Origin of the sequence: Porticoccus sp., assembly GCF_965660005.1 — a bacterium.
Classification (GTDB): domain Bacteria; phylum Pseudomonadota; class Gammaproteobacteria; order Pseudomonadales; family Porticoccaceae; genus Porticoccus.
Genome location: NZ_CBFHYF010000004.1, coordinates 1 through 25,899, shown reverse-complemented (window position 1 = coordinate 25,899; position 25,899 = coordinate 1). Strand labels below are relative to the sequence as shown.

Below are 25,899 nucleotides of genomic sequence, written 5' to 3'. Positions count from 1 at the left end.
ACAGTTAGAGAAAATCGAATCATGGCATTGAATACTATCGAAGAGCTGGTTACAGACATCCGCCAGGGCAAAATGGTTATCCTCATGGACGATGAGGATCGAGAAAATGAGGGCGATCTGGTTATGGCTGCAACCATGGTTCGCCCGGAAGATATTAATTTTATGGCGACCCATGCCCGTGGGCTGATCTGCCTGACACTTTCCGAAGACCGCTGCTGCCAGTTGAACTTGCCCTTGATGGTAGACGCTAACAAAGCGAGTCACGGCACCAACTTTACCGTTTCCATTGAGGCTGCCGAGGGGGTTACCACCGGCATTTCTGCGGCTGACCGTGCCCGGACGGTGCAGGTGGCGGTGTCCAGTAATGCCAGACCCCAGGATATCGTGCAGCCGGGACATATCTTTCCTCTCAAAGCCCAGCCGGGTGGCGTATTGAGCCGTGCCGGGCATACGGAAGCCGGTTGCGATCTGGCTCGCATGGGCGGTTTTCAGCCGGCGGCAGTGATTGTCGAAATCATGAACGATGATGGCACCATGGCCCGAAGAGCCGACCTGGAAGCTTTTGCCGTCAAACACCAGCTGAAAATGGGTACGATCGCCGATTTGATTCATTACCGGCTGGTGACTGAAAAAACCGTCAGCTGTATCAATGACCGTCCTATTGAGACCCAGTATGGCCGGTTTGACCTGAAAACCTATCTCGATGTGGCCCGCAATGAAAAGCATTTTGCGCTGGTGATGGGTGATGTGGCGTCGGGCGAGCCGCCACTGGTACGGGTACATATCAATAAGTCATCCCGTGACCTGTTTGCCATGGAGCCTGGTGATGGCTACCGGAGCTGGAGTCTGGCGCGTGCCATGGAAAAAGTTGCTGAGGAGGGTCGCGGTGTTGTGGTATTTCTCTACTACCCGGAAACGGCGGATGATATTGATGCCAATGTCGACGAAATGCTCAGTCGCGAACCGTCCAGACCTCAGCAGGCCAGTGAGGTGGTGTATCAGCAGGTAGGCACCGGCTCACAGATACTGATGGATCTCGGTATCCATAAAATGCGCCTGATGAGTGCACCGTTTCGCTTTACCGGCATTTCCGGATTTGATCTGGAAGTCGTCGAATACATTAATTGTGATTGATCCATTGCAGACCATTCAGCCGGCCATCAGCAAGCTGTTTTCACCGGCCAAACCAATACTGGAAAAAAGAACATGAGTGAGTATCGCCCCGATGAGGGTAGTTTCAATGTGAAGGGTGCGCGCATCGCTATTGTGGTGGCGCGCTGGAACAGTCAGATTACCGACAGCCTGCTGGCGGGTGCGCAGCGGGCGCTGTTGCGTCACGGTGTCGCTGAAGAGGCTATTGAGCTGTTTCGGGTTCCCGGTGCTTTTGAGTTGCCGCTGACCTGCAGCCGGGTCGCAAAGACCGGCCGGTTTGACGCATTGATTGCCCTGGGGTGTGTGATCCGTGGGGGTACACCGCATTTTGACTATGTGTGCAGTGAAACGACCCGTGGCATCGGGGAGGTCGCTCTGCAAGCGGGGTTGCCTGTTGCCTTTGGTGTTCTGACTACCGACGATCTGGCGCAGGCACAACAGCGCGCTGGTGATAATCAGGAAAATAAGGGGGAAGAGGCGGCACTGACCGCACTTGAGATGGTTTCCCTTTTTCGTCAGCTTTAGGAGATGGTCTTGTCATTGCCCTCAACACGAAGAAAAGCCCGCCAGTTACTGGTTCAGGCACTCTATCAATGGCAGCTTTCCGGTTCGGACCTGCACAGTATCGAGGCGGAATTTTTTGTCGACAACGATATGCGGAAGGTGGATGTCGAGTTTTTTCGCGAGTTGCTGCACGGTATTCCGCGCCATCTGGACGAGCTCGATGCGGCCTATGGTGCCCATCTCGATCGCAAGAACAAGGATCTGGACCCGGTGTCCAGAGCGTTGCTGCGCATGGGCAGCTATGAGTTGTGCTACCGCATTGATGTTCCTTACAAAGTGGCCATCAATGAGGCGGTGAATCTGGCCAAGACCTTTGGCCCGACCGATGCGTACAAGTACATCAACGGCATCCTCGACAAGGTGGCTGTTGAGCGCAGGGCGGTGGAAGTAAAGGCAGCCAGGGCGCGCTGATTTTTTCCCATCCTCGCAGGCAGGGTGAATATGTCACTCAATGAGTTTTCGTTGATCGAGCACTATTTTTCCGCCATCGGGCAGGCCGAAGGTGTGGTGTTGGGGGTCGGAGACGATGGGGCGCTACTGGACATTCCGGCAGGCCAGCACCTGGTGGTTTCCGTGGACACACTGGTGGCCGGTGTGCATTTTCCTCTGGATGCCGCCCCCGATGATATTGCCCGTCGAGCCTTACGGGTTAACCTCAGCGATCTGGCAGCGATGGGCGCAACCCCCCGCTGGTTTACGTTGGCACTGACACTGCCTGCCGCCGATAGGGGTTGGTTGGAGGTGTTTTCCCGGGCATTGGCGATGGATGCAGGGCAGTTTGGTTGTGCTCTGGTGGGCGGTGATACCACCGCCGGGCCTTTGGGTATTTCCATCCAGCTTATGGGGCTGGTACCGGCTGGTCGTGCGCTGACCCGCAGTGGCGCCCGTGCCGGCGATCATGTTTTTGTCACCGGGACACTGGGTGAGGGTGCGGCGGCGTTGCAATTGTTTGAGCCCGGGCTAAAACTTACCGGGACAGTCAGGGAGCATTTGCGAAAACGCTTTTATCAACCCACCCCCCGACTGCAGGAAGGGGTGAAATTACGCGGCCTTGCCTCGGCGGCACTGGATGTATCGGACGGTCTGTTAGCGGATCTCGGTCATATTGCTGAACAAAGTGCACTCGGTGCCGAGTTGCAGTTGTCGGCGTTACCGCTGGCACCCTGGTTGAAGAAATTGGCCCATGCCGAGACGGTGCAGGGCTGGGCATTGTCCGGCGGCGATGACTATGAACTCTGTTTTACGGTGCCGCCCGCCAACCTGGCCGGGATTGAGGGTATGATAACTGACGGCGAATTGGTTGCGAGCTGTATTGGCCGGATGACAGCGAGGGTGGGTGTTCGCTGCATTGATGACAGCGGTGAGTTGGTGCATGTTGATCGTGCCGGTTATCGGCACTTTTAGTCTTTTTGTCGGCGGTTGATTTTGGTCTCGGTCGCTGGTTTTCAGGTGGAATGAATGTGGATCGTCGACTGAACCCCTCGTTTAAGCAGTTATTGAAAAACCCGGTGCATTTTCTCGCGTTTGGCTTCGGCAGTGGGCTGGCTCCAAAGGGGCCGGGCACAGCGGGGACGCTGGTGGCGGTGCTGATCTGGCCGGCCCTGGCCACTCTGCCATTAACGCTCTATTTGCTGATCGTGGGACTGACCGCGCTGCTGGGTTTTTACCTTTGTGGCAGGACGGCTCATGACCTCGGGGTCAAGGACCATCAGGGGATTGTCTGGGACGAAATGGTCGGCTACTGGCTGACCATGGCTGCACTCCCGATGACCTGGACCTGGGCCATGGCGGGATTTGTTCTGTTCCGTCTTTTTGATATTTGGAAGCCCTGGCCCATTTGTTGGCTTGATCGCCATGTTGAGGGTGGTGCCGGGATCATGCTGGACGATTTGTTGGCCGGAGCTTTTGCCTGGCTGATTCTGTTTGCCGTATGGCAAATCTGGTTTTAGATACCGAACAGGTGGGTTTTAGCCGATACTGGCCAAGGTGTTGGGGTAAGCGCGAGCAGACATGAAACAAAAGATTGCCGTAATCTTGCTGATCGTGATGGGGCTGACGGGTTCCCTCCCGGCCTGGTCGGTGCCGGATATTCGGGTGAACGGATTGTTCAGTGGTAGCGCGGTGTTGGTCATCAATGGCAAGCAGCGCTTGCTGAAGCAGGGGCAGACCAGTCCGGAAGGCGTTACGCTTCTGGAGAGTAATAGCCAGCAGGCCGTATTGCTGGTGGATGGCACACGATTGTCTCTCGGGCTTTCAGATCATATCGCTGCCAACTTTCAGGCGGCAGAAAAAGCCGAGATCAGAATTCCCAGGGCTGATAATGGCCATTATTACGTCAGTGGTTATATTAATGGTCGCCCGGTCGATTTTATGGTCGACACCGGAGCCAGTGCCGTGGCCATGAACATGCATGATGCCCAGCGATTGGGTGTGAACTTTCGCCGCGGTATTAAAGGTAGTGCCAGCACAGCAGGTGGTATTGTGAACGCCTATCACGTCGATCTCGACAAACTGAGTATCGGCAATATTACTGTCCATCAGGTCAGATCAACCGTTGTGATCGGTAATTTCCCGGCACAGGTACTGCTGGGCAACAGTTTTTTGAGCCAGATTGAAATGAGTGAAGAGGCCGGTGTACTGGTGATGAGGAAAAAATATTAACTTTCCGGGCTTCACTAAAAACCTGGTTGGCGTGCTTTACTCGACGTGTATCCCGGCTAAAATACCCACCCGCCGAATTTCAGGAGTCATTGGTGACCCTACGTTTTGTTGAAAGCTCCAAGCTGCCCACTCGTTGGGGTGTGTTTGATATTCACGGCTTCGAAGACGTGGCGAGTGATAAAGAGCATGTGGCCATTACCATGGGCGATGTCGCCGGTGATCAGCCTGTTATGTTGCGTATTCACTCCGAGTGTCTTACCGGCGATGCACTGTTCAGCATCCGTTGCGACTGTGGTGCTCAGTTGGAGGAGGCGATGCGACGCATTGCCGCCGAAGGTTGCGGGGCCATTCTTTATCTTCGCCAGGAGGGGCGGGGCATAGGGTTGCTCAACAAAATCAGGGCATATCACCTTCAGGATGCCGGAGCTGACACGGTGGAAGCTAATGAGCAGCTCGGTTTTGGCGCGGATCTGCGTGATTACAGTATCTGTAAATCGATGCTCGGGCACCTGCAGATAACCCATGTCAGACTTTTAACCAATAATCCCCGCAAGGTTCAAGCATTGGAGAATCTCGGGATTAAGGTTGTGGAGCGGATGGCTTTGCAATCGGGTCGAAACCCCCACAATTTCCGCTATTTGGCGACCAAAGCGGGCAAAATGGGGCATCTATTCGATGAACAAAATGAAAATGAGGATAATCACTGATGCTGGCCAAGCGGATTATTCCCTGTCTTGATGTGGATAAGGGGCGAGTGGTTAAAGGGGTCAAGTTCCTTGATATACGCGATGCCGGTGACCCGGTTGAGGTGGCTAAACGCTATAACGAGGAGGGTGCCGACGAAATCACTTTTCTTGATATCACCGCCAGCCATGAAGAGCGGGATACCATGATTCAGACAGTGGAGCGGATGGCGAGTGAGGTGTTTATACCTCTGACGGTTGGCGGGGGTGTCCGCAGCCTTGAGGATATTCGTTCACTGCTCAATGCCGGCGCGGATAAAGTCAGCATCAACTCAACGGCGGTCAAGACCCCCGAATTTGTCCGCCAGGCCGCGGAGCGGTTTGGATCGCAATGTATCGTGGTCGCTATTGATGCCAAACAGGTGAGCGCGGAAAATAAGCCTTTGCGCTGGGAAGTATTTACCCACGGTGGCCGTATTGCCACCGGTATTGATGCGGTCGCCTGGGCGGAAAAAATGGCCGCTTTTGGTGCGGGTGAAATTCTTCTGACCAGCATGGATCGGGATGGGACCAAAAGCGGGTTTAATCTCCCCCTCACCAGAGCCATCAGTGAGGCTGTCGATGTTCCTGTCATTGCATCGGGTGGCGTAGGCAATCTGCAAGATTTGGTTGATGGCGTGATCGCGGGAAAGGCTGACGCGGTATTGGCAGCGAGTATATTTCACTTTGGGGAATACACCATCGGGCAGGCAAAAGCCTATATGGCCGAGCAGGGTATTGAGGTGCGTTTATGATAAGGTCGCGCTAGACGGCATAGCGCGTGCCGGTTTTAAAAAACCGCAATGTTTCATCGTCTGCTTTTTTGGCAAACTCAATGTAGTCGGCCACTGCCTGAACGGCGCCTTCCTTGGAATCAAATGGACCAACTGCCGCGCCCTCGCGTGTGGCGAAGAACCAGAAATTGTGAAGTTTGAAAAAACGATCACTCCGGATTAAGGGTTTTTCGCTGCCATCTTCTACTTTTCTTGGCGTTACCATGTGGTCTCCCGTGTACTGCCGGTATCATTTTTATTAATGGTCTCCACACATTCCGATTAATTTCCTAATACCTCGAAAGGGCAAGTACTTCACTAATTCAGCACAATTTTTCTGGAAAAGTCAATGCGCTGCTATTTCCTATCGATTGGCAGGGCTTCCAGTGTTGATACGTGAAAAAATGTCGAGCCCCTGAAGCAGGTTTATAGCCTCGTATAACTGGTTGTCGGTCTGAAGCAGGTCTTCCTTGTCTATCGTCTGATCTTCACTGCCACTGATCAAATGACCGGTCAGGTTCGCTTCCTTGACCTGTTTTTGCGTTTCAAGCAAACGAATCTCAGCCGGCTTGACGGTGATATCCGGTTGGATGCCCTCTGCTTGTATAGAACGTTTGTTGGGTGTGAAGTAGCGGGCAGTGGTCAGCTTGATGGCCCGTTTCTCTCCTAGTGGTATCACCGTCTGGACTGATCCCTTGCCAAAACTGCTGGTTCCCAGCAGTACTGCCCGGCGATGATCCTGGAGTGCTCCGGCGACAATTTCAGCCGCTGAAGCCGAGCCTTCATTAATCAGCACAACTACCGGAATGCCATTCAGTGCATCCCCAGATGTGGCATAAAACTGCTCTTTTGAGCTGGGAATCCTCCCCTCTGTATAAACCACCAGCCCGCCATCCAGCAGCGCATCCGCGACATCAACGGATGAATTGAGCAATCCGCCTGGATTATTGCGCAAGTCCAGTATCAGCCCTTTCAGACCATCCTTCTGTTTTTGGAGGGAAGCCAGTGCCTCCCGGAATTCGGCACCGGTATTTTCCTGGAATTGTGCGATCCGCACATAACCAATGCCGGGCTCGGGAATGTTTTGCCGAACACTCATGACCTGAATAATGTCGCGGGTAATTTCTACCTCGAAAGGACCATCGGTATTCTGTCTGACAATTGTCAGGGTTACTTTCGAGCCTTTCGGGCCGCGCATCTGTTCAATCGCTTCAGTCAGGGTCATGCCCTGAACCAGTTGATCATCAAGCTTGATGATGAGGTCGCCGGATTGAATACCGGCGCGGTGTGCCGGGGTATGGTCGATGGGGCTGATAACCTTGATAAAACTACCCTCCATTCCCACCTCTATGCCGAGTCCGCCAAATTCTCCGCTGGTACTCTCCTGTAGTTCACCAAAGGCAGTTTCGTCCAGATAGAGTGAGTGGGGGTCGAGTCCGTTCAGTAGCCCGCTAAGGGCCATTTCCAACAGTGCCTGGTCGTCAATTTCTTCCACATAGGCCTGGCGTATCTGGTCAAACACCTGAGTGAAATAGCGCAGCTCCTCCAGTGGCAAACGGGCATTGTCAGAATCTTCATTTGCATACGAAATCACTGGCCATACCAGTAAAAGCAGCGTTGTCAGCAGTGATTTGGTCAACAGTTTCATGAAATATCCTGATTGATTAACAACCATTTGGTCAGTGTCACCCGGAAATCCTTCAGGGGCCGATTTTGCTGGCCAGCCATAGCTTCGGATTGGTGGGTTTGCCATTATGTCGAATTTCAAAATAAAGTGCATGATCTGTCTGTCCGCCGGTGTTGCCCACTCTGGCAATATGTTCCCCGGGGTTAACCCAATCACCGGTTTCCCTGAGCAATACCTGATTGTGAGCGTAGAGGCTCATGTAGCCTTCACCGTGATCAATAATCACCAGCAGGCCGTAACCCCGCAGGTAGTCTGAAAAAATGACCCGTCCGTGGTGAACGCTCTGCACGGGCAGCCCCTCTCTGGCTTCCATGAGCCAGCCGTTCCAGGTGATATCCGCATTGCGGATTGCACCAAAATGCCGGGTTAATTTTCCCGGTACAGGCCAGGGCAGTCTGCCTTTCTGTTTGCTGAAGGGCAGTTTCGCAGCAGGGGCCGCCAATTGCATAGCGCGCTGTTCCAGTGTCTTCAGCACGGTTTCCAGACGCTGACTTTCGTTCCTGAGCTGATTCAGTCTTTGCTGAGAGCTCTGTATCTGTGTATCCAGCGACGCGAGTAACTGTTCTCTCTGCTGGCGATTTTCTTTCAACGCCTGTTGTTCGATGGCCAGCTGCTGGTGTGATTCCGTGAGGGACAGCTCTCGGGATGCGATGTCGAGCATGGTGGTTTCAAGCTGTTCATTCGTCGCTCGGTAAGCGGCGAGTTTTTCAGCGCGTGCCGCCAGAAAGTAATCATAGTATCTTAGCGTGCGGCTCAGTTTTTCCGGATCTTCCTGGTTGAGGAGAAGTTTGATGGGCTCTTCACTGCCAAGCCGGTAAGCCGCAACGATCTCCTTGCTGATCAGCTGTTGCTGACTGCCTTTTAGTGCCTCGAGTTCAGCCTGCCGTTTCCCAAGTTGAACGAGCTCGTTTTTCAGTGCTACCCGCTGTTTTTTAATGCTGGAAATTTTATTGCTCAGCTCAGCGGATGCCAGCTCAATTTTTCTCAGTTCATCCGCCAGCTTGTCCTGCTGTCGGCTTTGGCCTTTGATCGATTGTTCAAGCGTGCTGATATCTTTACCGATCTTGTCCAGCTTGGCCCGGTCTTCCTTTTCTCCGGCGCTGACGTTGCTCAACAGGAGAAGGGCCATTAGCGTGAGCAGAGCCTTCGGTATCCCGATCATATCCATCGGCCAGGTTGTTTTCGTCAACTGACAAAACTGACCAGAGAGTGTCCGGTCATCTCCGGTGGTGCAGGTAAGTCGAGCAGGTTGAGCAGGGTGGGTGCCACGTCTGCAAGTGATCCGTTTTCCATCAGCGCCAACGGCCTCTGGCCCACATAGATCAGTGGTACCGGCAAGGTTGTGTGCTGGGTATGGGCCTGGCCGGAGTCTTGGTCGAACATTTGTTCAACATTGCCGTGATCCGCAGTGATCAGACACTCGCCCCCGATTTTTCGCAGTGCCTGCAGCACTCGCTCCAGACAGATATCGACGGCTTCCACGGCTTTTATCGCCGCTTTAAAAACACCACTGTGGCCCACCTGATCGCAGTTCGCATAATTACAGATAATGACATCGTACTGGCGACCTGTGATCGCTTTCACCAGTTCATCCGTCAGCTCGAAGGCGCTCATTTCCGGTTTCAAATCATAAGTGGCGACTTTTGGAGAGGGAATCAGGATGCGATCTTCGCCCTGAAACAGGGTTTCCTGCCCGCCGTTGAAAAAGAAAGTCACATGAGCATACTTTTCTGTTTCGGCAATTCGTAGTTGTGTCTTGCCCTGACTGCTGAGGTATTCGCCCAATGTATTGTGCAGATTTTCGGGCGGAAATGCGCAGTCGGCCTCGATATCCGCTGCATATTCTGTCGTCATCACAAATGCCCCGAGAGCCGGGCTGGCAATGCGCTGGAACCCCGGGAAATCCTTATCGACCAACGCGCGGGTCATCTCTCTGGCGCGATCCGGTCGGAAATTCATGAATAACACGGTATCGCCATCCTGAATCGTGGCAGCTGGATGGGTCTCATCGATAATAAGGGTCGGTAAAACAAATTCGTCATTCTCGCCGCGCTGATAGGCGGCGCGAAGCCCCTCGACCGGGTCGGCCGCGCTGTGTTCGGCCTTGCCCAGTGTCAGCAGGTCATAGGCTGCCTGAACCCGATCCCAGCGATTGTCGCGGTCCATCGCGTAAAATCGACCACAAATAGTGGCGATTCTGCCTACCCCGAGTTCGCTCAGCCTGGCAGCAGTGCGTTGCAGTGATGGCTCTGCACTGCGAGGAGGTGTATCCCGGCCATCGAGAAAGGCGTGTACATAAACCTCTTTTGCACCCCGTTGTGCGGCCATCTCCACCATGGCATTAATATGATTTTCGTGGCTGTGTACACCCCCCCGTGACAGAAGCCCGAGAATGTGAACCCTGTTGTTGCCGCTGACTGCTTTATCGATGGCCCGGCTGTAGGCGGGGTTGGTGAAAAAGTCACCGTCAGCAATCGCTTTGTTGATACGGGTGAAACTTTGATAGATAACCCTGCCGGAACCGAGGGTCATATGGCCCACTTCGCTGTTCCCCATTTGTCCTTCGGGCAGGCCTACCGCAAGTCCCGAGGTGGCAATGAGTGTTGTGGGGCAGCTGCTCCTAAGGGAGTCCATGACCGGAGTCCTGGCAGCCTGTATGGCATTGAAGTCGTTGCTATCGCTGTGGCCGCAGCCGTCAAGCACCAGTAAAACTAGCGGTTTTTTTTGCTCACTCATGATGTCAGTCAGGGGTTGTCCAGCAGGTTCGAATGGTAGGTGAATCTTACCTGTAAAGGGGTTTCAGTGCTATTGGTGGTTCCTTGAGCAGGACGCGGTGTGTATACTTTCGCAGCTTCCCGAGGACAGTTTGGTCCGGTCCCTAACAGTAGGTATTTTATCGTGGAATTCTTTGTTTTTATCAGCGAGCAGTGGGTGCTGGTGAGCGTATTTCTGATTCTGGTTTATCTGTTTGCCATCAACGAGCGTATCAAGAGTGGTCGCCCTCTTTCGGTTCATGCTGTTACCCGCATGATTAATGCAGATGAGGCGTTGTTGCTTGATATTCGGGACAGCAAGGAGTTCAAGGCAGGGCATATTGCCGGTGCAGTGAATATTCCCCAGGCAAAACTCTCAGACAAGCTCGGCGAGCTTGACGATCACCGTGAAAAATTCATTATTATTGCGGACAAGGTGGGTCAGAATGCGGGGGCTGCGGGTCGCCGATTGCGGCAACAGGGCTTTAAAGTATTTCGGCTTACCGGCGGTATGATGGAGTGGCAGAATCAGCAACTGCCCGTTGTCAAAAGCTGATATGGCACTGGTAAAGATCTATACCACCCTCAGCTGTGGCTACTGTGTCGCGGCGAAGAATCTTCTTGCAGCAAAAGGTCTGGTTTATCACGAGATTTCTGTGGATAACGATCCGGTTATGCGGCGAGAATTGGTGGTGTTGAGCGGTTACCACACCGTACCCCAGGTCTGGATTGGTGAGATGCATATCGGCGGTTATGACGATCTGCGTCGACTCGAGCAACAGGGTAAACTGGATACTATTATCGCTGACCATATCAGCTGAAACGAGTTGCCCGACCTTTTGGCGCTAGTGCCCCGGCATGTGGTTGGCCAGGCAAAAATACTGAACGAATAAATAAAAGGCATGGTTATGACAGAAGAAAATGTGACGGGTGAAGCAGCTGCGGCCAGTAGTGAGTCCCCCAAATTTGCCCTGCAGCGGGTTTATCTGAAGGACATCTCCTTTGAGACCCCCATGGGTCCAGAGGCCTTCCATCGCGAGGTTAAACCGCAGATTGCCCAGGAGCTGGCGACTAAAACCAACCAGCTGGATGAGACGCATTTTGAAGTGATTGTCACTGTCACGATTACGGTCAAAGATGGCGACGATACGGTTTACCTGATCGAGGTGCATCAAGCGGGGATTTTTCTCGTCAAGGGCCTTGATAAACCCCAGATGACACATGTCATCAATGTGCTTTGTCCTGCAACATTGTTCCCCTATGCCAGAGAAGTGGTAGATAACATTGTTATCAAGGGGACGTTCCCGGCACTGATGCTGCCGCCGGTGAATTTTGAAGCACTCTTTGCCCAGGCCGTTGAACAAGCCCAGGAGAAAAAGCGGCAGGAGAGTGAGTCGGATAATAAAGAGGTGACTCACTAGAATGATTGCAGCCGGTTCAGCCTCCCGCTCGGAAACTCAGTTGGCCGGCTGATTATTGGTCTTCGGCATCGCTCATCCCCAGCTCTTTCATTTTTCGGGTGAGAGTGTTTCTGCCCCATCCCAGCAACTCTGCCGCATCGCGTTTCCGTCCGCGGGTATGACCCAATGCGGTTTCGATCAGTGTTCGCTCAAAAATCGGCACCGCTGAAGCAAGTATGTCCTGCCGGCCGGCATGCAGTTCGGCATCTGCCCAACCACGCAGTTGTTGCTGCCAGCTTCCGGATGTGACGTTTTTTTCCACTGGGCTATCACGTAATTCCGGTGGCAGGTCGTCCAGATGCACTTCCCGCCCGGATGCCATCACGGTTAGCCAGCGACAGGTATTTTCCAGCTGGCGAACGTTGCCGGCCCACGGTAACAGGCTGACAAACTGTTCAACTTCGGTAGACAGTGTTTTAGTTTCTGCATCAAGCTCCTTGGCTGCTCGCTGTAAAAAATACTGCATTAACATGGGGATATCTTCCCGTCGGTCTGCCAGTTTTGGCAGATGAATGCGGATGACATTCAGGCGATGAAAGAGGTCTTCACGAAAACGATTTTCCAACACCAGTTGTTCAAGATTCTGGTGTGTGGCGGCAATGATGCGCACATCTACTTTTACCGGAGTGTGTCCTCCAACCAGATAAAATTCACCATTGGCCAGCACGCGCAGCAGTCGTGTTTGCGCCTCTGGGGGCATATCACCGATTTCATCGAGGAAAAGTGTTCCGCCATCGGCTTGTTGAAATCTGCCTTCCCGTCGCTGGGTGGCACCGGTAAAAGCCCCCTTTTCGTGGCCGAACAGTTCGGATTCAATCAAATCGTGGGGGATCGCTGCCATATTGAGTGCGACAAAACGGTTGTTTCGGCGGGGGCTGTGATCATGTAATGCCTTGGCAACCAACTCTTTGCCAGTGCCGGACTCGCCATTGATCAACACCGTAATGTTGGAATGGGAGAGCCGGCCAATGGCGCGAAACACCTCTTGCATCGCCGGTGCCGCGCCGATGATTTCACCGCTGATGCCAATATCAGTTTCTACCGGGTCGCGATTCTGCTCATTGGCAAAGTTAATTGCCCTATGCGTCACGGCCACCAGTTCATCGAGATCGAATGGTTTGGGCAGATACTCAAACGCGCCCCCCTGATAAGCGGCCACTGCGCTGTCGAGGTCAGAGTGGGCCGTCGTGATGATCACAGGCAGTGCCGGATTGCTGGTGTGAATCCGTTGCAGTAACTGCAAGCCGTCAATGCCCGGCATGCGAATGTCACTGATGATGGTATCGGGATGGTGCTTGTCGAGCCTGGTGAGCAGTTCGCTGGCGTTTTCAAAGCTGCTGACATCCAGATCAGCGCGGCTTAGCGCCTTCTCCATTACCCAGCGGATTGAACGGTCATCATCCACTATCCATACAGTTCGCTTGGCCATGTTATTTATCCAGAGGTAGGTAGATCGTAAAACGCGTTTCACCAGGCTCGTTGTCACACTCAATCAAACCGTGATGAAGATGAATCGCCGACTGGGCGATTGGCAGGCCGAGACCACTGCCTTCGGCCCGACCGCTGATCATGGGAAAGAAAATACGGTCCATCAGGTTTTCAGGAATGCCTGGACCATTGTCTGTAATATCGATTCTGCACACGACCTTGTGGTGAGTTTTGCCAATGGTGAACTGACGTTGTATCCGTGTTCTGAGCTTGATCACTGGCCGTTTTTGAGGGCTGTTGCTCAGGGCTTGAACAGCATTGCGGACGATATTCAGCATGGCCTGGATCAGTTGTCCCCGATCACCATTGATTTCGGGGATGCTCGGATCGTAATTCCGCCTGATCAGGATGCTGCCGCGGGTTTCCGCTTCGGCAAGTGTAGCCACATGTTCCAGGACTTCATGAATATTGACCGGTAGAAACTTGGGCATGGTGTTGGGACCGAGCAATCTGTCGACAAGGCTGCAGAGTCGGTCCGTTTCGGCGGAAATGATATCCGTGAACTCCCGCAGTTCCGGTTGGTCGTAGAGATCCTCCGAGAGCAGTTGTGCTGCGCCACGGATACCGCCGAGCGGGTTTTTTATTTCATGGGCCAGTCCACGTACCAGATTCCGGGTTGTGTCATGGGTGGTGATCAGGGCTTCTTCGCGATTGATTTTCATCAATCTATCCATGGGCTGCATTTCGATCAATAGCAATTCAGCCGAGGTGGTTTGTATCGGCGTGGCTGTGAAATCCACCGTGATATGCGATTGATCGGGCAGCATTACGGGTGCTTGCCGCTGGGTAAAGGGGTGGTTGGTCGCCAGCGCCTCTTTTAGAGAATCGTAGGTACCATCTCTAGCATCAAAAAGGCTGTTTACGGAGTTCCCACACAGGCGCATGGCGCTCACTGCCAGCAGGCTCTCTGCCGCAGGGTTCAGGTAACAGATATCCAGCCCGTCATTCAGCAGCAGCACAGCTGTGCTGAGGTTATCCAGTAACAGGTGATGGAGCTGGTGGTCAGTCATCTCTCTACTTCTTTGCGGCTATAAGCTGGGCAGTATTGCCTCTTTATGGTTCAGTGCCCTGTAAATATAAAGCAATTACTGGGCCAGCTTTTGGGTGGCCTGATCTGGCCTCAATCCCCGTCCATGCCGCTTGAGTGTAGATGAATATCTGTTTGTTTGCACCAATATGGTGCGTTATTTAGGGTTGTGCTGTATTGAGTGGCGCTTGACGTGGATGGTGACGGTGGCGGACTGACCGACCGGATTATCAGCGCTGTCGATCACCTGCACTTGCACAGTATGCTCGCCCCGAATCAGTGAATCTATTACGAATGAGGTGGCGGGGGCTGCCGGGCCGTGCGGCTGCCCATTGTGAATCAGTTGTACTCGGTGCCCGGATCTCAGGGCGGGTTCAAGATAGACCTGCACTACCACTTCGAGTTGCCCTGGCGTAATTGTCGAGTCCTGAGCGGGTGTCAAAATGACGACTTCTTTGTAACCGACTTCCTGTTTTTCGCTTTCCGTTGAAGATTCTCTCGGTGACACAGCTGGTTGGGTATTTACCGAGGGTAATTGCAATGCCTCAGCAGAAGGGTCATTGGCGGGTGGTTGATCTGTGTATTTTACATTGCCCTGTTCATCCACGATGCGATAGACCTGGGCTGCAACTCCTAGCGAGAGGAACAGTGCCAACAATGCGATGATTGTTTTATTTTTCTGCAGCGACATGGTCTTCTCCATCTGTATGGTTTCCAAGACTAACTCTGGTTAGGCAAAAGAAAAAGCCCGTCATTCGAAAAATGACGGGCTTTTTTATTTTGCTCAGTATTGATCAAATACGACAACTGAACGCGACCACCTGCTTAAACAGAGTAATACATGTCAAACTCTATTGGGTGAGTGGTGTGTTCGACTCGGTATACTTCCTGCATTTTCAGTTCAATGTAAGCGTCAATCATGTCATCCGTAAAGACGCCGCCTGCGGTGAGGAATGCCCGGTCTTCGTCCAGGTTGCTCAGAGCTTCGCGCAAACTTCCGCAGACCTGAGGGATCGCGGCTGCTTCTTCGGGAGGCAGGTCATAGAGATCCTTGTCGGCGGCATCGCCAGGGTGGATCTTGTTTTGTACGCCGTCCAGGCCGGCCATCAACATGGCAGAAAAGGCCAGATACGGGTTGGCGATCGGGTCGGGGAAGCGGGCCTCGATGCGCTTGCCTTTGGGCGATGCAACGTAGGGGATGCGAATCGAAGCAGAGCGGTTTCTGGCCGAGTAGGCGAGCATGACAGGTGCCTCAAAACCCGGAATCAGACGTTTGTAAGAGTTAGTGCCGGGGTTGGTGAAGGCATTAAGCGCTTTGGCGTGCTTGATGATGCCGCCGATGTAATACAGGGCCGTTTCAGACAGGCCGGCATAACCGTCACCGGCAAACTGGTTAACACCATCTTTCCAGAAAGACTGGTGGCAATGCATGCCGGAGCCATTATCGCCAACGATGGGTTTCGGCATGAATGTGGCGGTTTTGCCATAGGCATGGGCCACATTGTGAACGCAGTATTTCAGTATTTGGGTTTCATCCGCTTTCTTGACCAGTGTGTTGAATTTCACACCGATTTCACATTGGCCGGCAGTGGCCACTTCGTGGTGGTGAACTTCCACATCCAGGCCCATTTGCTCCATGGCAGTACACATTGCGGCGCGGAGGTCGTGGAGGGAGTCAATCGGGGGTACGGGAAAATACCCGCCTTTCACGCGGGGACGGTGACCCATGTTGCCTTCGGCATATTCATTTCCCGTGGACCAGGCGGCCTCCTCGGAATTGATTTTGACGAAGCAGCCGCTCATGTCGATGCCCCACTTGATATCATCAAAAATGAAGAACTCAGGTTCGGGGCCAAAAAAAGCGGTATCCCCAAGGCCGGTGGAGGCCAGGTATTGTTCGGCACGCTTCGCTACTGAGCGGGGGTCGCGTTCATACCCACTCATGGTGTTCGGCTCCAGTATATCGCAGCGCAGAATAACAGTGCTGTCGTCCGAGAAGGGGTCGAGAACGGCAGTGGTGTCATCGGGCATCAATACCATGTCCGATTCATTGATGCCTTTCCAGCCGGCAATAGATGAGCCATCGAACATTTGCCCTGTTTCGAAGAATTCCTCATTTACATATCTGGCAGGGATAGTGACATGTTGCTCTTTACCTTTTGTGTCAGTGAAGCGCAGATCTACCCAGCGGGATTCACTTTCTTTGATCAGGTTAAGGGTTTTGTTGGACATTGGCTCCTCCAGTGATGGATATCCGGTTTTGTAGGGTTGCCGAAAGCGACAGCTCTGAGGTTGAATACATTATTGGTTCAATGGGTTTGCTTTAATGATCTGCAAGCAGTGTGCCAATATGAAGCAAACACCGTACCAGGGCTATCAGTCAAGTAAAACAAGAGGTTAGCTGTTTGAAAAAACCAGCTTTTGCACCATGTTGAAGCCTCGTTTATAAAATATGCACTAAAATAGCGCCTTTCGCCTGGGCCGAGTTTCAGTGGGTCCATCATAAGCGGATTTAGGACCTGTTCACACTAATTTGGTGGCCTCCATTGTGACTGAAAAAGCGCCAATCCAGGCTCAAGAAATAAATTTACTGGTTCTAACGACATGATGAGTAACGGCGAGGGGCAACATGCCTAAGAGGAAATGACAGAGCAGGCAGGTTTGAACAACGAGCCCTTTATCTTTGCCATTATCATGGCCGCCTCGGCAAGCTTTCTCACGCCGCTTGGCTACCAGACCAACCTTATGGCGGGGGGGTATCAATTCTCGGACTTCCTGCGTGTGGGGGTTCCGATGAACTTGCTTATCGGTATAGCCACTCTAACGGTTTTATTGATTGGTTGGCCGCTGAGCTAATTGTCGAGCGGAAACACGTCGCTACAAACAATACGAGCCCGCTCCCCGTAACAGGTTGCCCACGATTAAAAAAGCATGTTCCTGTGTTCCTTTATGGTGACCATTGCGTTCAGCGGGCTTCATGTACAATTTGCCAGTGGAACAGGCGCTTTTTATTCAGTGCCGCAGTTAACAGGTATCGCTGGCAACTGTCTGATCTCGCCCCCTGCCTTTGGCCTCATAAAGGGCGTTGTCGGCCAGAGATGTCAGTCGTGAAGGGCAGTCTTCCGTAGTGGGAACAAGGGTGGCGACACCGGCGCTGATAGTTATCGACGACGATATCGGGCTGTCGGCGTGTGGGATTTGCAATCGCCTGACGTTCGACAGGATGTGGGTCGCGACTTTTAGTGCCCCGCCAGTGAGGTGTCGGGCAGCAGGACACAAAATTCTTCGCCGCCACAGCGGGTCGCCATGTCGGTAGCGCGTAGCAGGCTTTGCTGCAGGGTGGTGGCAATGGATTTCAGACAATCATCGCCAACCAGATGTCCGTAGAGGTCGTTGTATTGCTTGAAGTAATCGATATCCAGGAAGATCAGCGCCAGTGGTTCCCGGCTGCGCGTACCCCGTCGCCATTCCATGTCGAGATGGTCGGTAAAATAGCGTCGGTTATAGAGGCCGGTAAGCTCATCGGTGATGGCCATTTTCTCGAGTTTTGACTGGGCATTTTTATAGTTGGTATTGTCTCTGATCGTTTGGACTACAGCGATCAGGCTGCCGTGGACGTCGTAGATAGGGCCCGCATCTACCGTGAGATAGAGTTGTGAGCCGATGCGAGGCATAACGCACCAGTTTTCTGCTTTATAACCTTCTCCATAGATTGAGGGTTGTGCGTGAACCGCATAGAGCTGATCGAGCTCGGCTGTTCGTTCCTGCACTAGTACATCGGCGAGACATAGCCGTTGCCTTGAATAGAAAGCCTTCCAGTGATCGCGGGTACCCAAAACCTCATCGGCCTTGACGCCGGTGAGTCGCTCGCAGGATTTGTTCCAGATGACGACGTAGCCATTCCGGTCGAGGACAAAAGTCGCTGTGACCAGATGCTCCATGAGACTGACAGCAAATTTTTGCTGTTGAACCACCAAAATCAAATCCTTTATTTATATGGTGCGCGTAACTTGCTAAGGGATAGCAGTATAGGGCTACAGATTTGGGAAGTCGATATGCCGTCATTGGCGGACACCGGGGAGAGCGCTACCACCCTTTTTGCTGGTCCGGATTCAATCAAGTCAAGCTATGAATCTTTGGCCATTTCTGATCGAAACGACTTTCCTTGATGGCTCTTGTCAGTTGATGGGCCGATCTGGGTGGGGTATTGAAGAAATCCCTGCGTTCTTGCGTTATAACCGCTATAATCCGCGCCTATTTTTTACCCACCGAGAAATCCTGTGATCGAAAATCTCCGCAATATCGCCATTATCGCCCACGTTGACCACGGCAAAACCACTCTGGTGGATCGCCTCTTGCAGCAGTCCGGTACGCTGGATCGCAAGGCCATGGGCGCCGAGCGGGTCATGGATTCCAATGATCAGGAGCGTGAGCGCGGTATTACCATCCTCGCCAAAAACACGGCCATCGAATGGAACGGTTATCGGATCAATATCGTCGATACCCCCGGCCACGCCGACTTTGGTGGTGAGGTTGAGCGAGTTCTGTCGATGGTGGACTCGGTATTGCTGCTGGTGGATGCGGTTGACGGCCCCATGCCGCAGACCCGGTTTGTTACCCAGAAAGCCTTCGAGCAGGGCCTCAATCCGATTCTTGTGGTCAACAAGGTGGATCGCCCGGGTGCACGTCCTCATTGGGTTGTCGATCAGGTGTTTGATCTTTTTGATCGCCTCGGTGCCACCGATGAGCAACTGGATTTCCCGATCATGTACGCCTCGGCACTGAACGGTGTTGCGGGCAATGAGCCGGATGATCTGGCGGAAGACATGACCCCGCTGTTCCAGATGGTGGTAGATAAGGTTAAAGCGCCGATGGTGAATCGCGATGGCCCACTGCAAATGCAGATCAGTGCACTGGATTACAGCAGTTACGTCGGGGTTATCGGGATTGGTCGAATTACCCGTGGCAAACTCAGGACCAATGAGCAAGTGGTGGTGGTTGATCGAGAGGGCAAAACCCGTCGTGGTCGAGTGTTGCAGGTGATGGGTTATCGCGGCCTCGAACGTTTCGAGGTAGAGCAGGCTGAAGCGGGTGACATTGTCTGTATCACCGGTATCGACAAACTGAACATTTCCGACACTATCTGCAGCCCTGAAAAGCCGGAAGCGATGGTGCCTCTCAGTGTTGACGAGCCTACTGTCAGCATGACTTTCCAGGTAAATGATTCACCGTTCGCTGGTCAGGATGGCAAATATATTACTTCTCGCAATATCAAGGAGCGGCTGGAACAGGAGCTGATTCATAATGTTGCCTTGCGGGTTGTTCAGGGTGAAACCCCTGATAAATTTGTAGTGTCCGGTCGCGGTGAACTGCACCTGTCGGTATTGATCGAAAACATGCGTCGGGAGGGTTTCGAGCTGGGTGTATCGCGTCCCGAGGTGATACAAAAAGAGGTGGATGGCGAAATTCATGAGCCCTATGAACAGGTCGTGATTGATATTGAAGATCGGCATCAGGGTGCAGTGATGGAGGAGCTGGGGCTTCGCAAGGCAGATATGACCAACATGGAGCCCGATGGTAAAGGCCGTGTCCGGCTCGAGTTTATGGTGCCCTCCCGGGGCCTGATCGGTTTTCGTTCACATTTTCTGACGTTGACCAGTGGCTCGGGCATTATGACCAGCATTTTTGACCACTACGGTCCGGTGAAGCAGGGTGAAATGGCCGGTCGGCAGAACGGTGTGCTGGTTTCCATGATCAAGGGCAAGACATTGGCCTATGCCCTGTTCAACCTCCAGGAGCGCGGTCGGTTGTTCCTTGGGCACGGTTCTGAAGTCTATGAAGGACAAGTCATTGGTTTGCACTCCCGCAACAATGATTTGCCAGTGAATCCCACCAAGGCCAAACAGCTGACCAATATCCGCGCGGCCGGTACCGATGAAAATCTGATTCTCAGTCCGCCGGTTCGCCATACTCTGGAGCAGGCATTGGAGTTTATTGCCGAGGATGAGCTGGTAGAGGTCACTCCCCACCACATTCGTTTACGCAAAAAACTGCTGACCGAGAATGAACGCAAACGTGCTGGCAAAAACTGACACAATAATCGGACGCCGCTTTACAGGCTGCCACATTGCGGATGGCGAAAGCAGCCTGTCAGGTGGTCGTTGACCAGTCCGGTGGCCTGAAGGTAGGCATAACAGATCGTGCTGCCGAAAAATCGGAAGCCCCGTTTTTTCATGTCCTTGCTGATGGTGTCCGATAGCGGGGTGGTCACCGGAACAACTTTGGCATCCTGCCAATGGTTCTGAATCGGACAGTTATCGACGAAACCCCACAGATATGCTGAAAAACGGCCGAATTGTGCTTGAATGTCCAGAAACAGACGGGCGTTATTGACCGCGCTTTCAATTTTCAGCCGATTTCTCACAATACCGGTATTCTGCAGTAGCAACGCAATGTCCTGCTGATTGAAACTGGCCACCTGTTCAGGTTGAAATTCCGCAAAGGCGCTTCGATAGTGTTCGCGCTTTCTGAGAATGGTGATCCATGCGAGTCCGGCTTGAGCACTTTCGAGCACCAGGAATTCAAACAGCTTCCGATCATCTCGACAGGGGACACCCCACTCCTGATCATGGTATGCCCGATAGAGTGGATCATTGCCCGCCCAGGGGCACCGAAAAATGGGGTCGACTGCTGGACGTTCCCCCGAGTGGCCGGACGAGCTCACTGGCAGTGATCCCGAAGGTACTGAAACAGTTTGCGACTGGCGGCAGGTGGTTTCTGTTGTGATGCCTCCCGCTGGACTTGTCTGATCAACTGGCGCAGGTGCTGGCGGTCCAGGGCTGGCATTTCACTGATCAATTCCTCAAGTGCGGTATCGCCTTCACTGATCAATCTGTCTCGCCAGCCTTCCAGACGATGAAACTGTTGGCGGAAAATCTGACTGTCATGGTGAAAGCTTTCCAGCTCCCGTCGTATGGCATCACTGTCGATAACACGCATGATTTTGCCGATATATTGCAGTTGGCGGCGCCGGCCCTCGCGATTTTTCAGCCGTCTCGCCAGCATCACGGCTTCGGCAAGTTCTTCTGGCATGGTAATTTTGGCCAGTTTCGCCGGGGCCAGATCCACGAGCTCTTCCCCGAGTTTTTGCAGTGCAGTCATCTCGCGTTTAACGGCCGACTTGCTTTTGCTGGGGGCTTCATCGGGTAATTGGTCTGGAAAGGAATCTTCAATCATGGCGGTTAGCTATAAAACAGGGTTGCGAGACCCAGGAACGAGAGAAAACCTACCACATCTGTGACCGTGGTAAGCGCGACGCTTCCCGCCAGTGCGGGGTCAATACGGCATTTTTTCAGAAATACCGGCAACAGAGTGCCTGCAACAGCGGCAGAGATGAGGTTGATAGCCATGGCGGCAGCAATGATGAAGGCAATTACCGGATCATTAAACCAGAGAGCGGCAACACCGCCCATTACCAGTGCCCACAGCATGCCATTCAGTGCACCGACGGCAAATTCCTTGCTCAGCAACCAGCGCATATTGTTTTTGCTGATTTGCCCCAGTGCCATGCCCCGAATGACGACGGTCAATGTCTGGCTACCGGCAACACCGCCCATACTGGCGACAATTGGCATCAGGATGGCGAGGGCGACAACCTTTTCAATGGTGGCTTGGAAAATATTGATTACCGATGAGGCGAGAATGGCGGTGACCAGGTTCATGCCCAGCCAGATGGCTCTGCGGGGAGCCGTGCGCTGAACCGAGGCGAACGTCTCTTCCTCATCGCTCAGGCCGGCCAGCCCCAACAGTGAGTGGGCGGCATCTTCGATAATGACATCAACCACATCATCAATAGTAATGCGGCCAAGCAGTTTGTGGTCAGAGCCAACCACTGGTGCTGAAACCCAGTCGTTTTTCTCAAATAGTAGCGCCACTTCCGAGTCGGGCATGTCGGCTGTAATCGCCTGTGTGTCCGTTACCATGATTTCGCGGACGGTGATGTTGGGGCTGGCGGTCAGCAGTTTGGTGAGTGGTAATGTGCCGAGAAAAGTGTCTTCCCGGTTCACGACAAAAATAGTGTCCGTGATATCCGGAATTTCTTCGTGGCGGCGCAAATAGCGCAATACCACATCAATCGTTAGGTCGGGACGGACAGTAATGGTGTCCGTATTCATCAGGCCGCCGGCAGTATCTTCGTCGTAAGTAAGTACTCGCTCTACGCGCAGCCTGTCCTGGCTGCTCATCGCCTGAAGGACTTCCGGGATTACCTGGTCGGGAAGTTGTTGCAGAATGTCTGCAATGTCGTCTGGATCAAGGCCTTCGGTCAGTGAGGCGACCTCATGGCTTTCCATTTCCCGAAGAATTTCACCGCGCAACTCTTCGCTGAGTTCGCCGATCACCTCACCTTCCAGCTCCCGGTCGACAAGATCCCATAACACTCGCCGGGCTTTTGGTGGCGCAGACTCAATCTGGTCGGCAATATCGCCGGGGGAAAGATTGTTGAGCATGTGCCGCAGCAGGCGCACATCGCTGGAATTCATCATTTCATTGATGCTGGCGAGCCTGGACAAATGACTGAATTTTTCGTTGGGCGCCTGCATCTGAGAAGTTTTCCCTGACCGTCAGTTTGAAGGCCGATAGTGTATAGGTGGGCGTGGTAAAATTATACAGCGCTGGGGTTGGTGGGGATGTTAGTGCTCTTCCTCAAAGCGGTTGCCTATCAATTGTTCGATGTCGCGCTGAGCGCGCTCTGCATCGGTCCCGTCGAAAATAAAATGTAGAGAGGTGCCCTGGGTGGCGGCAAGCAGCATCAGTGACATCACACTTTTGGCGTCGACCAGTTTGTCGGGGCTGCGACCAGTCTTGATGGCGCTGCTATATTTACCGGCAGTTGAAGCCAGCTTCGCGGCTGCTCGTGCGTGCAGCCCGAGACGGTTAACGATGGTTATTTCAGTACAGATTATCTTCGACATAAAAGCCCTCTGATAGTGATGCCCGTCAGGACAATTCTCTATGCCGAACCTGCACATTCGGCATGGTACTGCTGAAATGTCGGGCCAGGGCATTGGATATATAGACAGAGCGATGCTGCCCTCCGGTACAGCCGATCGCAATGGTCAGATAACTGCGGTTATTGGCGAGAAATGACGGCGTCCAGCGTGACAGAAACTGCTGAATGTCGCTGGTCATGTCGATGACTTCCGGCAGTGATTCGAGAAATTCAATCACCGGCTGGTCATTGCCGGTAAAGGCTCTCAATTCCTGTTTCCAGTGGGGGTTCGGAAGGCAGCGAACATCAAAGACAAAATCTGCGTTGACCGGTACCCCGCGTTTGAAGGCAAAAGACTCGAACATGACAGCCATGTCTTCCCTGCCATGGGGCACAATTTGCTGTTTGATGATGTCTCGCAGCTGGTGCAAGGTCATGGTACTGGTGTCGATTCTGCGGTCGGCAATGGACGCGATAGGGTCCAGCAGAGTACTTTCAAGCCCGATGGCTTCGTGGATATCGATCCGGTCATTGGTGAGGGGGTGCTTGCGCCGCGTTTCACTGAAGCGCTGGATGATCACGGAATTTCTGGCATCGAGAAAAAGTACTTCGTAATTAATCCCGGTACTTTTCAGTTCGGCAAGGATTATGGGTAGCTGGTCAAGATCATCGTCCAGGTTGCGGGCATCGATACCCACCGCAATTTTTTCCAGCCAGTGTTTGCTCTTGGCGCTGAGGGCTTTCTGAAAAAGACCGGGCAGTAAACTGGCGGGGAGGTTGTCAATGCAGGTAAAGCCGACATCTTCCAGAACGTTCAGTGCCGTGCTCTTGCCGGAACCTGAACGCCCGCTGACTACCACCAGTCGCATTAGATGTTCACCTCAGCCACCATTGGAGCCGGTTGCTATCCGGTAGAGGTCTGAATCACTTCCCGCGCCCCGCAAGGCGTGGCGAACGCTTTCATCCTGAAGTAGTTCGGCAATGGAGGAGAGTACCTGCAGATGTTCATCGTTTTGCTCTTCAGGAACAATGAGGGCAAAAATCAGGTCCACCGGTTCTCCATCGATAGCATCGAAGTCGACTGCATCCGCCAGTTTGATCAGTGCGCCGGTAATTTTTTCACAACCCGCCAGTCGGCAGTGAGGGATGGCAACACCTTCGCCTATCCCGGTACTGCCCAGCCGTTCCCTTGCCAGCAGTCCCTGGTAGAGGTCATTTTCACTGACGCCGTCGATTCGCTCTGCCAGAAAGCTGGAAAGGTTCTCCAATACTCTTTTTTTGCTGCCGCCTTCGGCGCTGGCAAGTGTGTTATTATGGGTGAGTACATCAATCAGTTTCATGAGTATTATCTACCGCGGTTCTTTTCCTTGTGTTTGATTAGCTGTCGATCCAGTTTGTCGGCCAGCATGTCGATGGCGGCATAAAGATCCTCGTGCTCTGAATCGGCAAAGAACTCACCGCCACTGACATGGACTGTTGCTTCAGCTTTCTGGATCAGTTTGTCAACAGAAAGAATTACATGGGTGCTGGTGATGCGATCGTGATGACGCTCCAGCTTTGATAATTTGTTGGTCACATATTCTTTAATTGGATCAGTGATATCGAGATGATGTCCGCTGATGTTCAATTGCATGCGGTTCTCCTTAATAGGTGGTGGTTAGGTGTTGGGGTTGTAGCGTTTCCTTTCGCTGGAGGAGGGGATGCCCATCCCCTCACGGTATTTGGCAACGGTGCGTCGGGCGACCTGAATGCCCATCTCCCCAAGCAGTGCTGTCAGCTTGTTATCACTGAGGGGTTTGCCCGGATTTTCTGCGCTCACCATTTTTTTTAGCATAGCGCGAATGGCCGTGGATGAACACTCCCCACCTGAGTCTGTTGAGACGTGGCTGGAGAAGAAATACTTGAGTTCAAAGACGCCCTGTGGCGTGTCAATGTACTTCTGGGTGGTGACTCTGGAAATGGTGGACTCGTGCAGCTCGAGCCGGTCGGCGATATCGGCCAGCACCATCGGTTTCATAGCCACAGGTCCCTGTTCCAGAAAGCCCTGCTGTAATTCGATAATACAGCTGGTGACACGCATCAGGGTGTTATTCCGACTTTCCATGCTGCGCAGAAACCATTTGGCTTCCTGCAGATAATTTTTAAGAAAAGTATTGTCCTGACTGGAGTCAGCTCTTCGAATCAATTGGGCGTACTGCTGATTGATGCTGAGACGGGGGGTGATATTCTCGTTGAGTGAAACCTGCCAGTGGTTGTCGACTTTGGTGACCCGAACATCGGGTACCACGTATTCGATATCATCGTTTCGAATGGCATCCCCCGGATTGGGTGATAGCGTCTGAATGAGAAGAATGGCGCCCTCGAGTATTTCCTGGGGAAGGCCAGTCATCTTTTCCATTTGCCGGAAATTGCGCTGCCCAACCAGCTCCAGGTGATCAGTGACGAGCTGTATGGCCTCGCTGAGCAGAGGTGTATCCGGAGAGAATTGATTCAGCTGAATCAAAAGACATTCTGCCAGGCTGGTAGCAGCAATACCGGGTGGATCAAACTGTTGTATGCGGTGAAGTACAGCCAGTACTTCATCCAGCTTGATCTCATCGCCAAGTGTCGCCCAGATGTCCTC

Annotated in this window: 31 protein-coding genes; 13 read left to right on the top strand and 18 right to left on the bottom strand. The window is 53.0% G+C overall.

Features of this window, described 5'->3' with window-relative positions:
* The first annotated feature begins 21 nt into the window (after positions 1–21).
* The 8 genes from ribBA to hisF all read left to right on the top strand — a co-directional run bounded on the left by ribBA (position 22) and on the right by hisF (position 5,854).
* A complete protein-coding gene (gene ribBA, locus ACTF5G_RS01970; RefSeq protein ID WP_438951143.1) occupies positions 22–1,134 on the top strand; it encodes a bifunctional 3,4-dihydroxy-2-butanone-4-phosphate synthase/GTP cyclohydrolase II in 1,113 nt (370 codons plus the stop codon).
* Positions 1,135–1,206: 72 nt separating this feature from the next.
* The gene (ribH, locus tag ACTF5G_RS01965) at positions 1,207–1,677 is read left to right on the top strand and encodes a 6,7-dimethyl-8-ribityllumazine synthase (RefSeq protein WP_438951142.1); all 471 of its coding nucleotides are present in this window, start codon (positions 1,207–1,209) and stop codon (positions 1,675–1,677) included.
* Positions 1,678–1,686: 9 nt separating this feature from the next.
* Entirely contained in the window at positions 1,687–2,127 is a 441-nt protein-coding gene (gene nusB, locus ACTF5G_RS01960) for a transcription antitermination factor NusB (RefSeq protein WP_438951141.1), read from the top strand.
* 30 nt (positions 2,128–2,157) lie between these two features.
* Complete coding sequence (thiL, locus tag ACTF5G_RS01955) at positions 2,158–3,120, top strand: thiamine-phosphate kinase (RefSeq protein WP_438951140.1); 963 nt, start codon at positions 2,158–2,160, stop codon at positions 3,118–3,120.
* 5 nt (positions 3,121–3,125) lie between these two features.
* Positions 3,126–3,665: a phosphatidylglycerophosphatase A family protein gene (locus ACTF5G_RS01950; protein ID WP_438951139.1), complete on the top strand. Its 540-nt coding sequence runs from the start codon at positions 3,126–3,128 to the stop codon at positions 3,663–3,665.
* 61 nt (positions 3,666–3,726) lie between these two features.
* The gene (locus ACTF5G_RS01945; protein WP_438951138.1) at positions 3,727–4,377 is read left to right on the top strand and encodes a TIGR02281 family clan AA aspartic protease; all 651 of its coding nucleotides are present in this window, start codon (positions 3,727–3,729) and stop codon (positions 4,375–4,377) included.
* A gap of 92 nt (positions 4,378–4,469) precedes the next feature.
* Positions 4,470–5,084, top strand: coding sequence for a GTP cyclohydrolase II (gene ribA / locus ACTF5G_RS01940; RefSeq protein ID WP_438951137.1), 615 nt, complete (start codon positions 4,470–4,472; stop codon positions 5,082–5,084).
* Complete coding sequence (hisF, locus tag ACTF5G_RS01935) at positions 5,081–5,854, top strand: imidazole glycerol phosphate synthase subunit HisF (protein ID WP_438951199.1); 774 nt, start codon at positions 5,081–5,083, stop codon at positions 5,852–5,854. Before ribA ends, hisF begins: the two co-directional genes overlap by 4 nt.
* Before the next feature lie 10 nt (positions 5,855–5,864).
* Here the strand turns inward: hisF and ACTF5G_RS01930 are convergent, their stop codons facing one another.
* The 4 genes from ACTF5G_RS01930 to gpmI form a co-directional block, all read right to left on the bottom strand.
* Positions 5,865–6,098: a DUF6316 family protein gene (locus ACTF5G_RS01930; RefSeq protein WP_438951136.1), complete on the bottom strand. Its 234-nt coding sequence runs from the start codon at positions 6,096–6,098 to the stop codon at positions 5,865–5,867.
* A gap of 138 nt (positions 6,099–6,236) precedes the next feature.
* A complete protein-coding gene (locus ACTF5G_RS01925; RefSeq protein WP_438951135.1) occupies positions 6,237–7,520 on the bottom strand; it encodes a S41 family peptidase in 1,284 nt (427 codons plus the stop codon).
* Between the two features lie 52 nt (positions 7,521–7,572).
* Positions 7,573–8,748: a murein hydrolase activator EnvC family protein gene (locus ACTF5G_RS01920; RefSeq protein ID WP_438951134.1), complete on the bottom strand. Its 1,176-nt coding sequence runs from the start codon at positions 8,746–8,748 to the stop codon at positions 7,573–7,575.
* A complete protein-coding gene (gene gpmI / locus ACTF5G_RS01915) occupies positions 8,745–10,295 on the bottom strand; it encodes a 2,3-bisphosphoglycerate-independent phosphoglycerate mutase (protein ID WP_438951133.1) in 1,551 nt (516 codons plus the stop codon). Before gpmI ends, ACTF5G_RS01920 begins: the two co-directional genes overlap by 4 nt.
* A 162-nt stretch (positions 10,296–10,457) precedes the next feature.
* Here gpmI and ACTF5G_RS01910 point away from each other — a divergent pair, with 162 nt between their 5' ends.
* The 3 genes from ACTF5G_RS01910 (at position 10,458) to secB (ending at position 11,733) form a co-directional block, all read left to right on the top strand.
* Complete coding sequence (locus ACTF5G_RS01910) at positions 10,458–10,868, top strand: rhodanese-like domain-containing protein (protein WP_438951132.1); 411 nt, start codon at positions 10,458–10,460, stop codon at positions 10,866–10,868.
* Positions 10,855–11,133 carry a glutaredoxin 3 gene (grxC, locus tag ACTF5G_RS01905; protein WP_438951131.1) on the top strand — a complete coding sequence of 93 codons (279 nt, stop codon included), beginning with the start codon at positions 10,855–10,857 and terminating at the stop codon, positions 11,131–11,133. The genes ACTF5G_RS01910 and grxC overlap by 14 nt, the downstream gene beginning before the upstream one ends.
* An 87-nt stretch (positions 11,134–11,220) precedes the next feature.
* A complete protein-coding gene (secB, locus tag ACTF5G_RS01900; protein ID WP_438951130.1) occupies positions 11,221–11,733 on the top strand; it encodes a protein-export chaperone SecB in 513 nt (170 codons plus the stop codon).
* A gap of 52 nt (positions 11,734–11,785) precedes the next feature.
* Here secB and glnG read toward each other — a convergent pair whose 3' ends face one another.
* The 4 genes from glnG to glnA form a co-directional block, all read right to left on the bottom strand.
* Complete coding sequence (gene glnG / locus ACTF5G_RS01895) at positions 11,786–13,201, bottom strand: nitrogen regulation protein NR(I) (protein WP_438951129.1); 1,416 nt, start codon at positions 13,199–13,201, stop codon at positions 11,786–11,788.
* 1 nt (position 13,202) lies between these two features.
* The gene (glnL, locus tag ACTF5G_RS01890) at positions 13,203–14,270 is read right to left on the bottom strand and encodes a nitrogen regulation protein NR(II) (protein ID WP_438951128.1); all 1,068 of its coding nucleotides are present in this window, start codon (positions 14,268–14,270) and stop codon (positions 13,203–13,205) included.
* Positions 14,271–14,444: 174 nt separating this feature from the next.
* On the bottom strand, positions 14,445–15,005 hold the full coding sequence (locus ACTF5G_RS01885; protein WP_438951127.1) for a DUF4124 domain-containing protein: 561 nt from the start codon (positions 15,003–15,005) through the stop codon (positions 14,445–14,447).
* Between the two features lie 107 nt (positions 15,006–15,112).
* Positions 15,113–16,519 carry a glutamate--ammonia ligase gene (gene glnA, locus ACTF5G_RS01880; RefSeq protein ID WP_438951126.1) on the bottom strand — a complete coding sequence of 469 codons (1,407 nt, stop codon included), beginning with the start codon at positions 16,517–16,519 and terminating at the stop codon, positions 15,113–15,115.
* 411 nt (positions 16,520–16,930) lie between these two features.
* On the opposite strand from glnA, the gene ACTF5G_RS01875 reads away from it, so the two are divergent.
* The gene (locus tag ACTF5G_RS01875; RefSeq protein WP_438951125.1) at positions 16,931–17,143 is read left to right on the top strand and encodes a hypothetical protein; all 213 of its coding nucleotides are present in this window, start codon (positions 16,931–16,933) and stop codon (positions 17,141–17,143) included.
* Positions 17,144–17,311: 168 nt separating this feature from the next.
* On the opposite strand, the gene ACTF5G_RS01870 is transcribed toward ACTF5G_RS01875, so the two are convergent.
* Both ACTF5G_RS01870 and ACTF5G_RS01865 read right to left on the bottom strand, forming a co-directional pair.
* Positions 17,312–17,491, bottom strand: coding sequence for a diguanylate cyclase domain-containing protein (locus ACTF5G_RS01870; RefSeq protein WP_438951124.1), 180 nt, complete (start codon positions 17,489–17,491; stop codon positions 17,312–17,314).
* Positions 17,492–17,526: 35 nt separating this feature from the next.
* Positions 17,527–18,261, bottom strand: coding sequence for a diguanylate cyclase (locus tag ACTF5G_RS01865; protein WP_438951123.1), 735 nt, complete (start codon positions 18,259–18,261; stop codon positions 17,527–17,529).
* Positions 18,262–18,567: 306 nt separating this feature from the next.
* Between ACTF5G_RS01865 and typA the strand changes: the two genes are divergently transcribed.
* Positions 18,568–20,379 (top strand): translational GTPase TypA, encoded by a 1,812-nt coding sequence (gene typA / locus ACTF5G_RS01860; protein ID WP_438951122.1) that lies wholly within the window; start codon positions 18,568–18,570, stop codon positions 20,377–20,379.
* A gap of 20 nt (positions 20,380–20,399) precedes the next feature.
* On the opposite strand, the gene ACTF5G_RS01855 is transcribed toward typA, so the two are convergent.
* The 8 genes from ACTF5G_RS01855 to rpoN all read right to left on the bottom strand — a co-directional run.
* On the bottom strand, positions 20,400–21,011 hold the full coding sequence (locus ACTF5G_RS01855; RefSeq protein WP_438951121.1) for a DNA-3-methyladenine glycosylase I: 612 nt from the start codon (positions 21,009–21,011) through the stop codon (positions 20,400–20,402).
* Positions 21,008–21,523 (bottom strand): ribosome biogenesis factor YjgA, encoded by a 516-nt coding sequence (gene yjgA, locus ACTF5G_RS01850; RefSeq protein WP_438951120.1) that lies wholly within the window; start codon positions 21,521–21,523, stop codon positions 21,008–21,010. Before yjgA ends, ACTF5G_RS01855 begins: the two co-directional genes overlap by 4 nt.
* Before the next feature lie 5 nt (positions 21,524–21,528).
* Entirely contained in the window at positions 21,529–22,887 is a 1,359-nt protein-coding gene (gene mgtE, locus ACTF5G_RS01845; protein ID WP_438951119.1) for a magnesium transporter, read from the bottom strand.
* Positions 22,888–22,977: 90 nt separating this feature from the next.
* A complete protein-coding gene (locus ACTF5G_RS01840; RefSeq protein ID WP_438951118.1) occupies positions 22,978–23,259 on the bottom strand; it encodes an HPr family phosphocarrier protein in 282 nt (93 codons plus the stop codon).
* Between the two features lie 25 nt (positions 23,260–23,284).
* Positions 23,285–24,145: an RNase adapter RapZ gene (gene rapZ, locus ACTF5G_RS01835; RefSeq protein WP_438951117.1), complete on the bottom strand. Its 861-nt coding sequence runs from the start codon at positions 24,143–24,145 to the stop codon at positions 23,285–23,287.
* Positions 24,146–24,157: 12 nt separating this feature from the next.
* Positions 24,158–24,616 (bottom strand): PTS IIA-like nitrogen regulatory protein PtsN, encoded by a 459-nt coding sequence (gene ptsN / locus ACTF5G_RS01830; RefSeq protein ID WP_438951116.1) that lies wholly within the window; start codon positions 24,614–24,616, stop codon positions 24,158–24,160.
* Between the two features lie 5 nt (positions 24,617–24,621).
* Complete coding sequence (hpf, locus tag ACTF5G_RS01825) at positions 24,622–24,909, bottom strand: ribosome hibernation-promoting factor, HPF/YfiA family (RefSeq protein WP_438951115.1); 288 nt, start codon at positions 24,907–24,909, stop codon at positions 24,622–24,624.
* Between the two features lie 24 nt (positions 24,910–24,933).
* The coding region (rpoN, locus tag ACTF5G_RS01820) for an RNA polymerase factor sigma-54 (RefSeq protein ID WP_438951114.1) at positions 24,934–25,899 on the bottom strand (966 nt) is incomplete at its 5' end.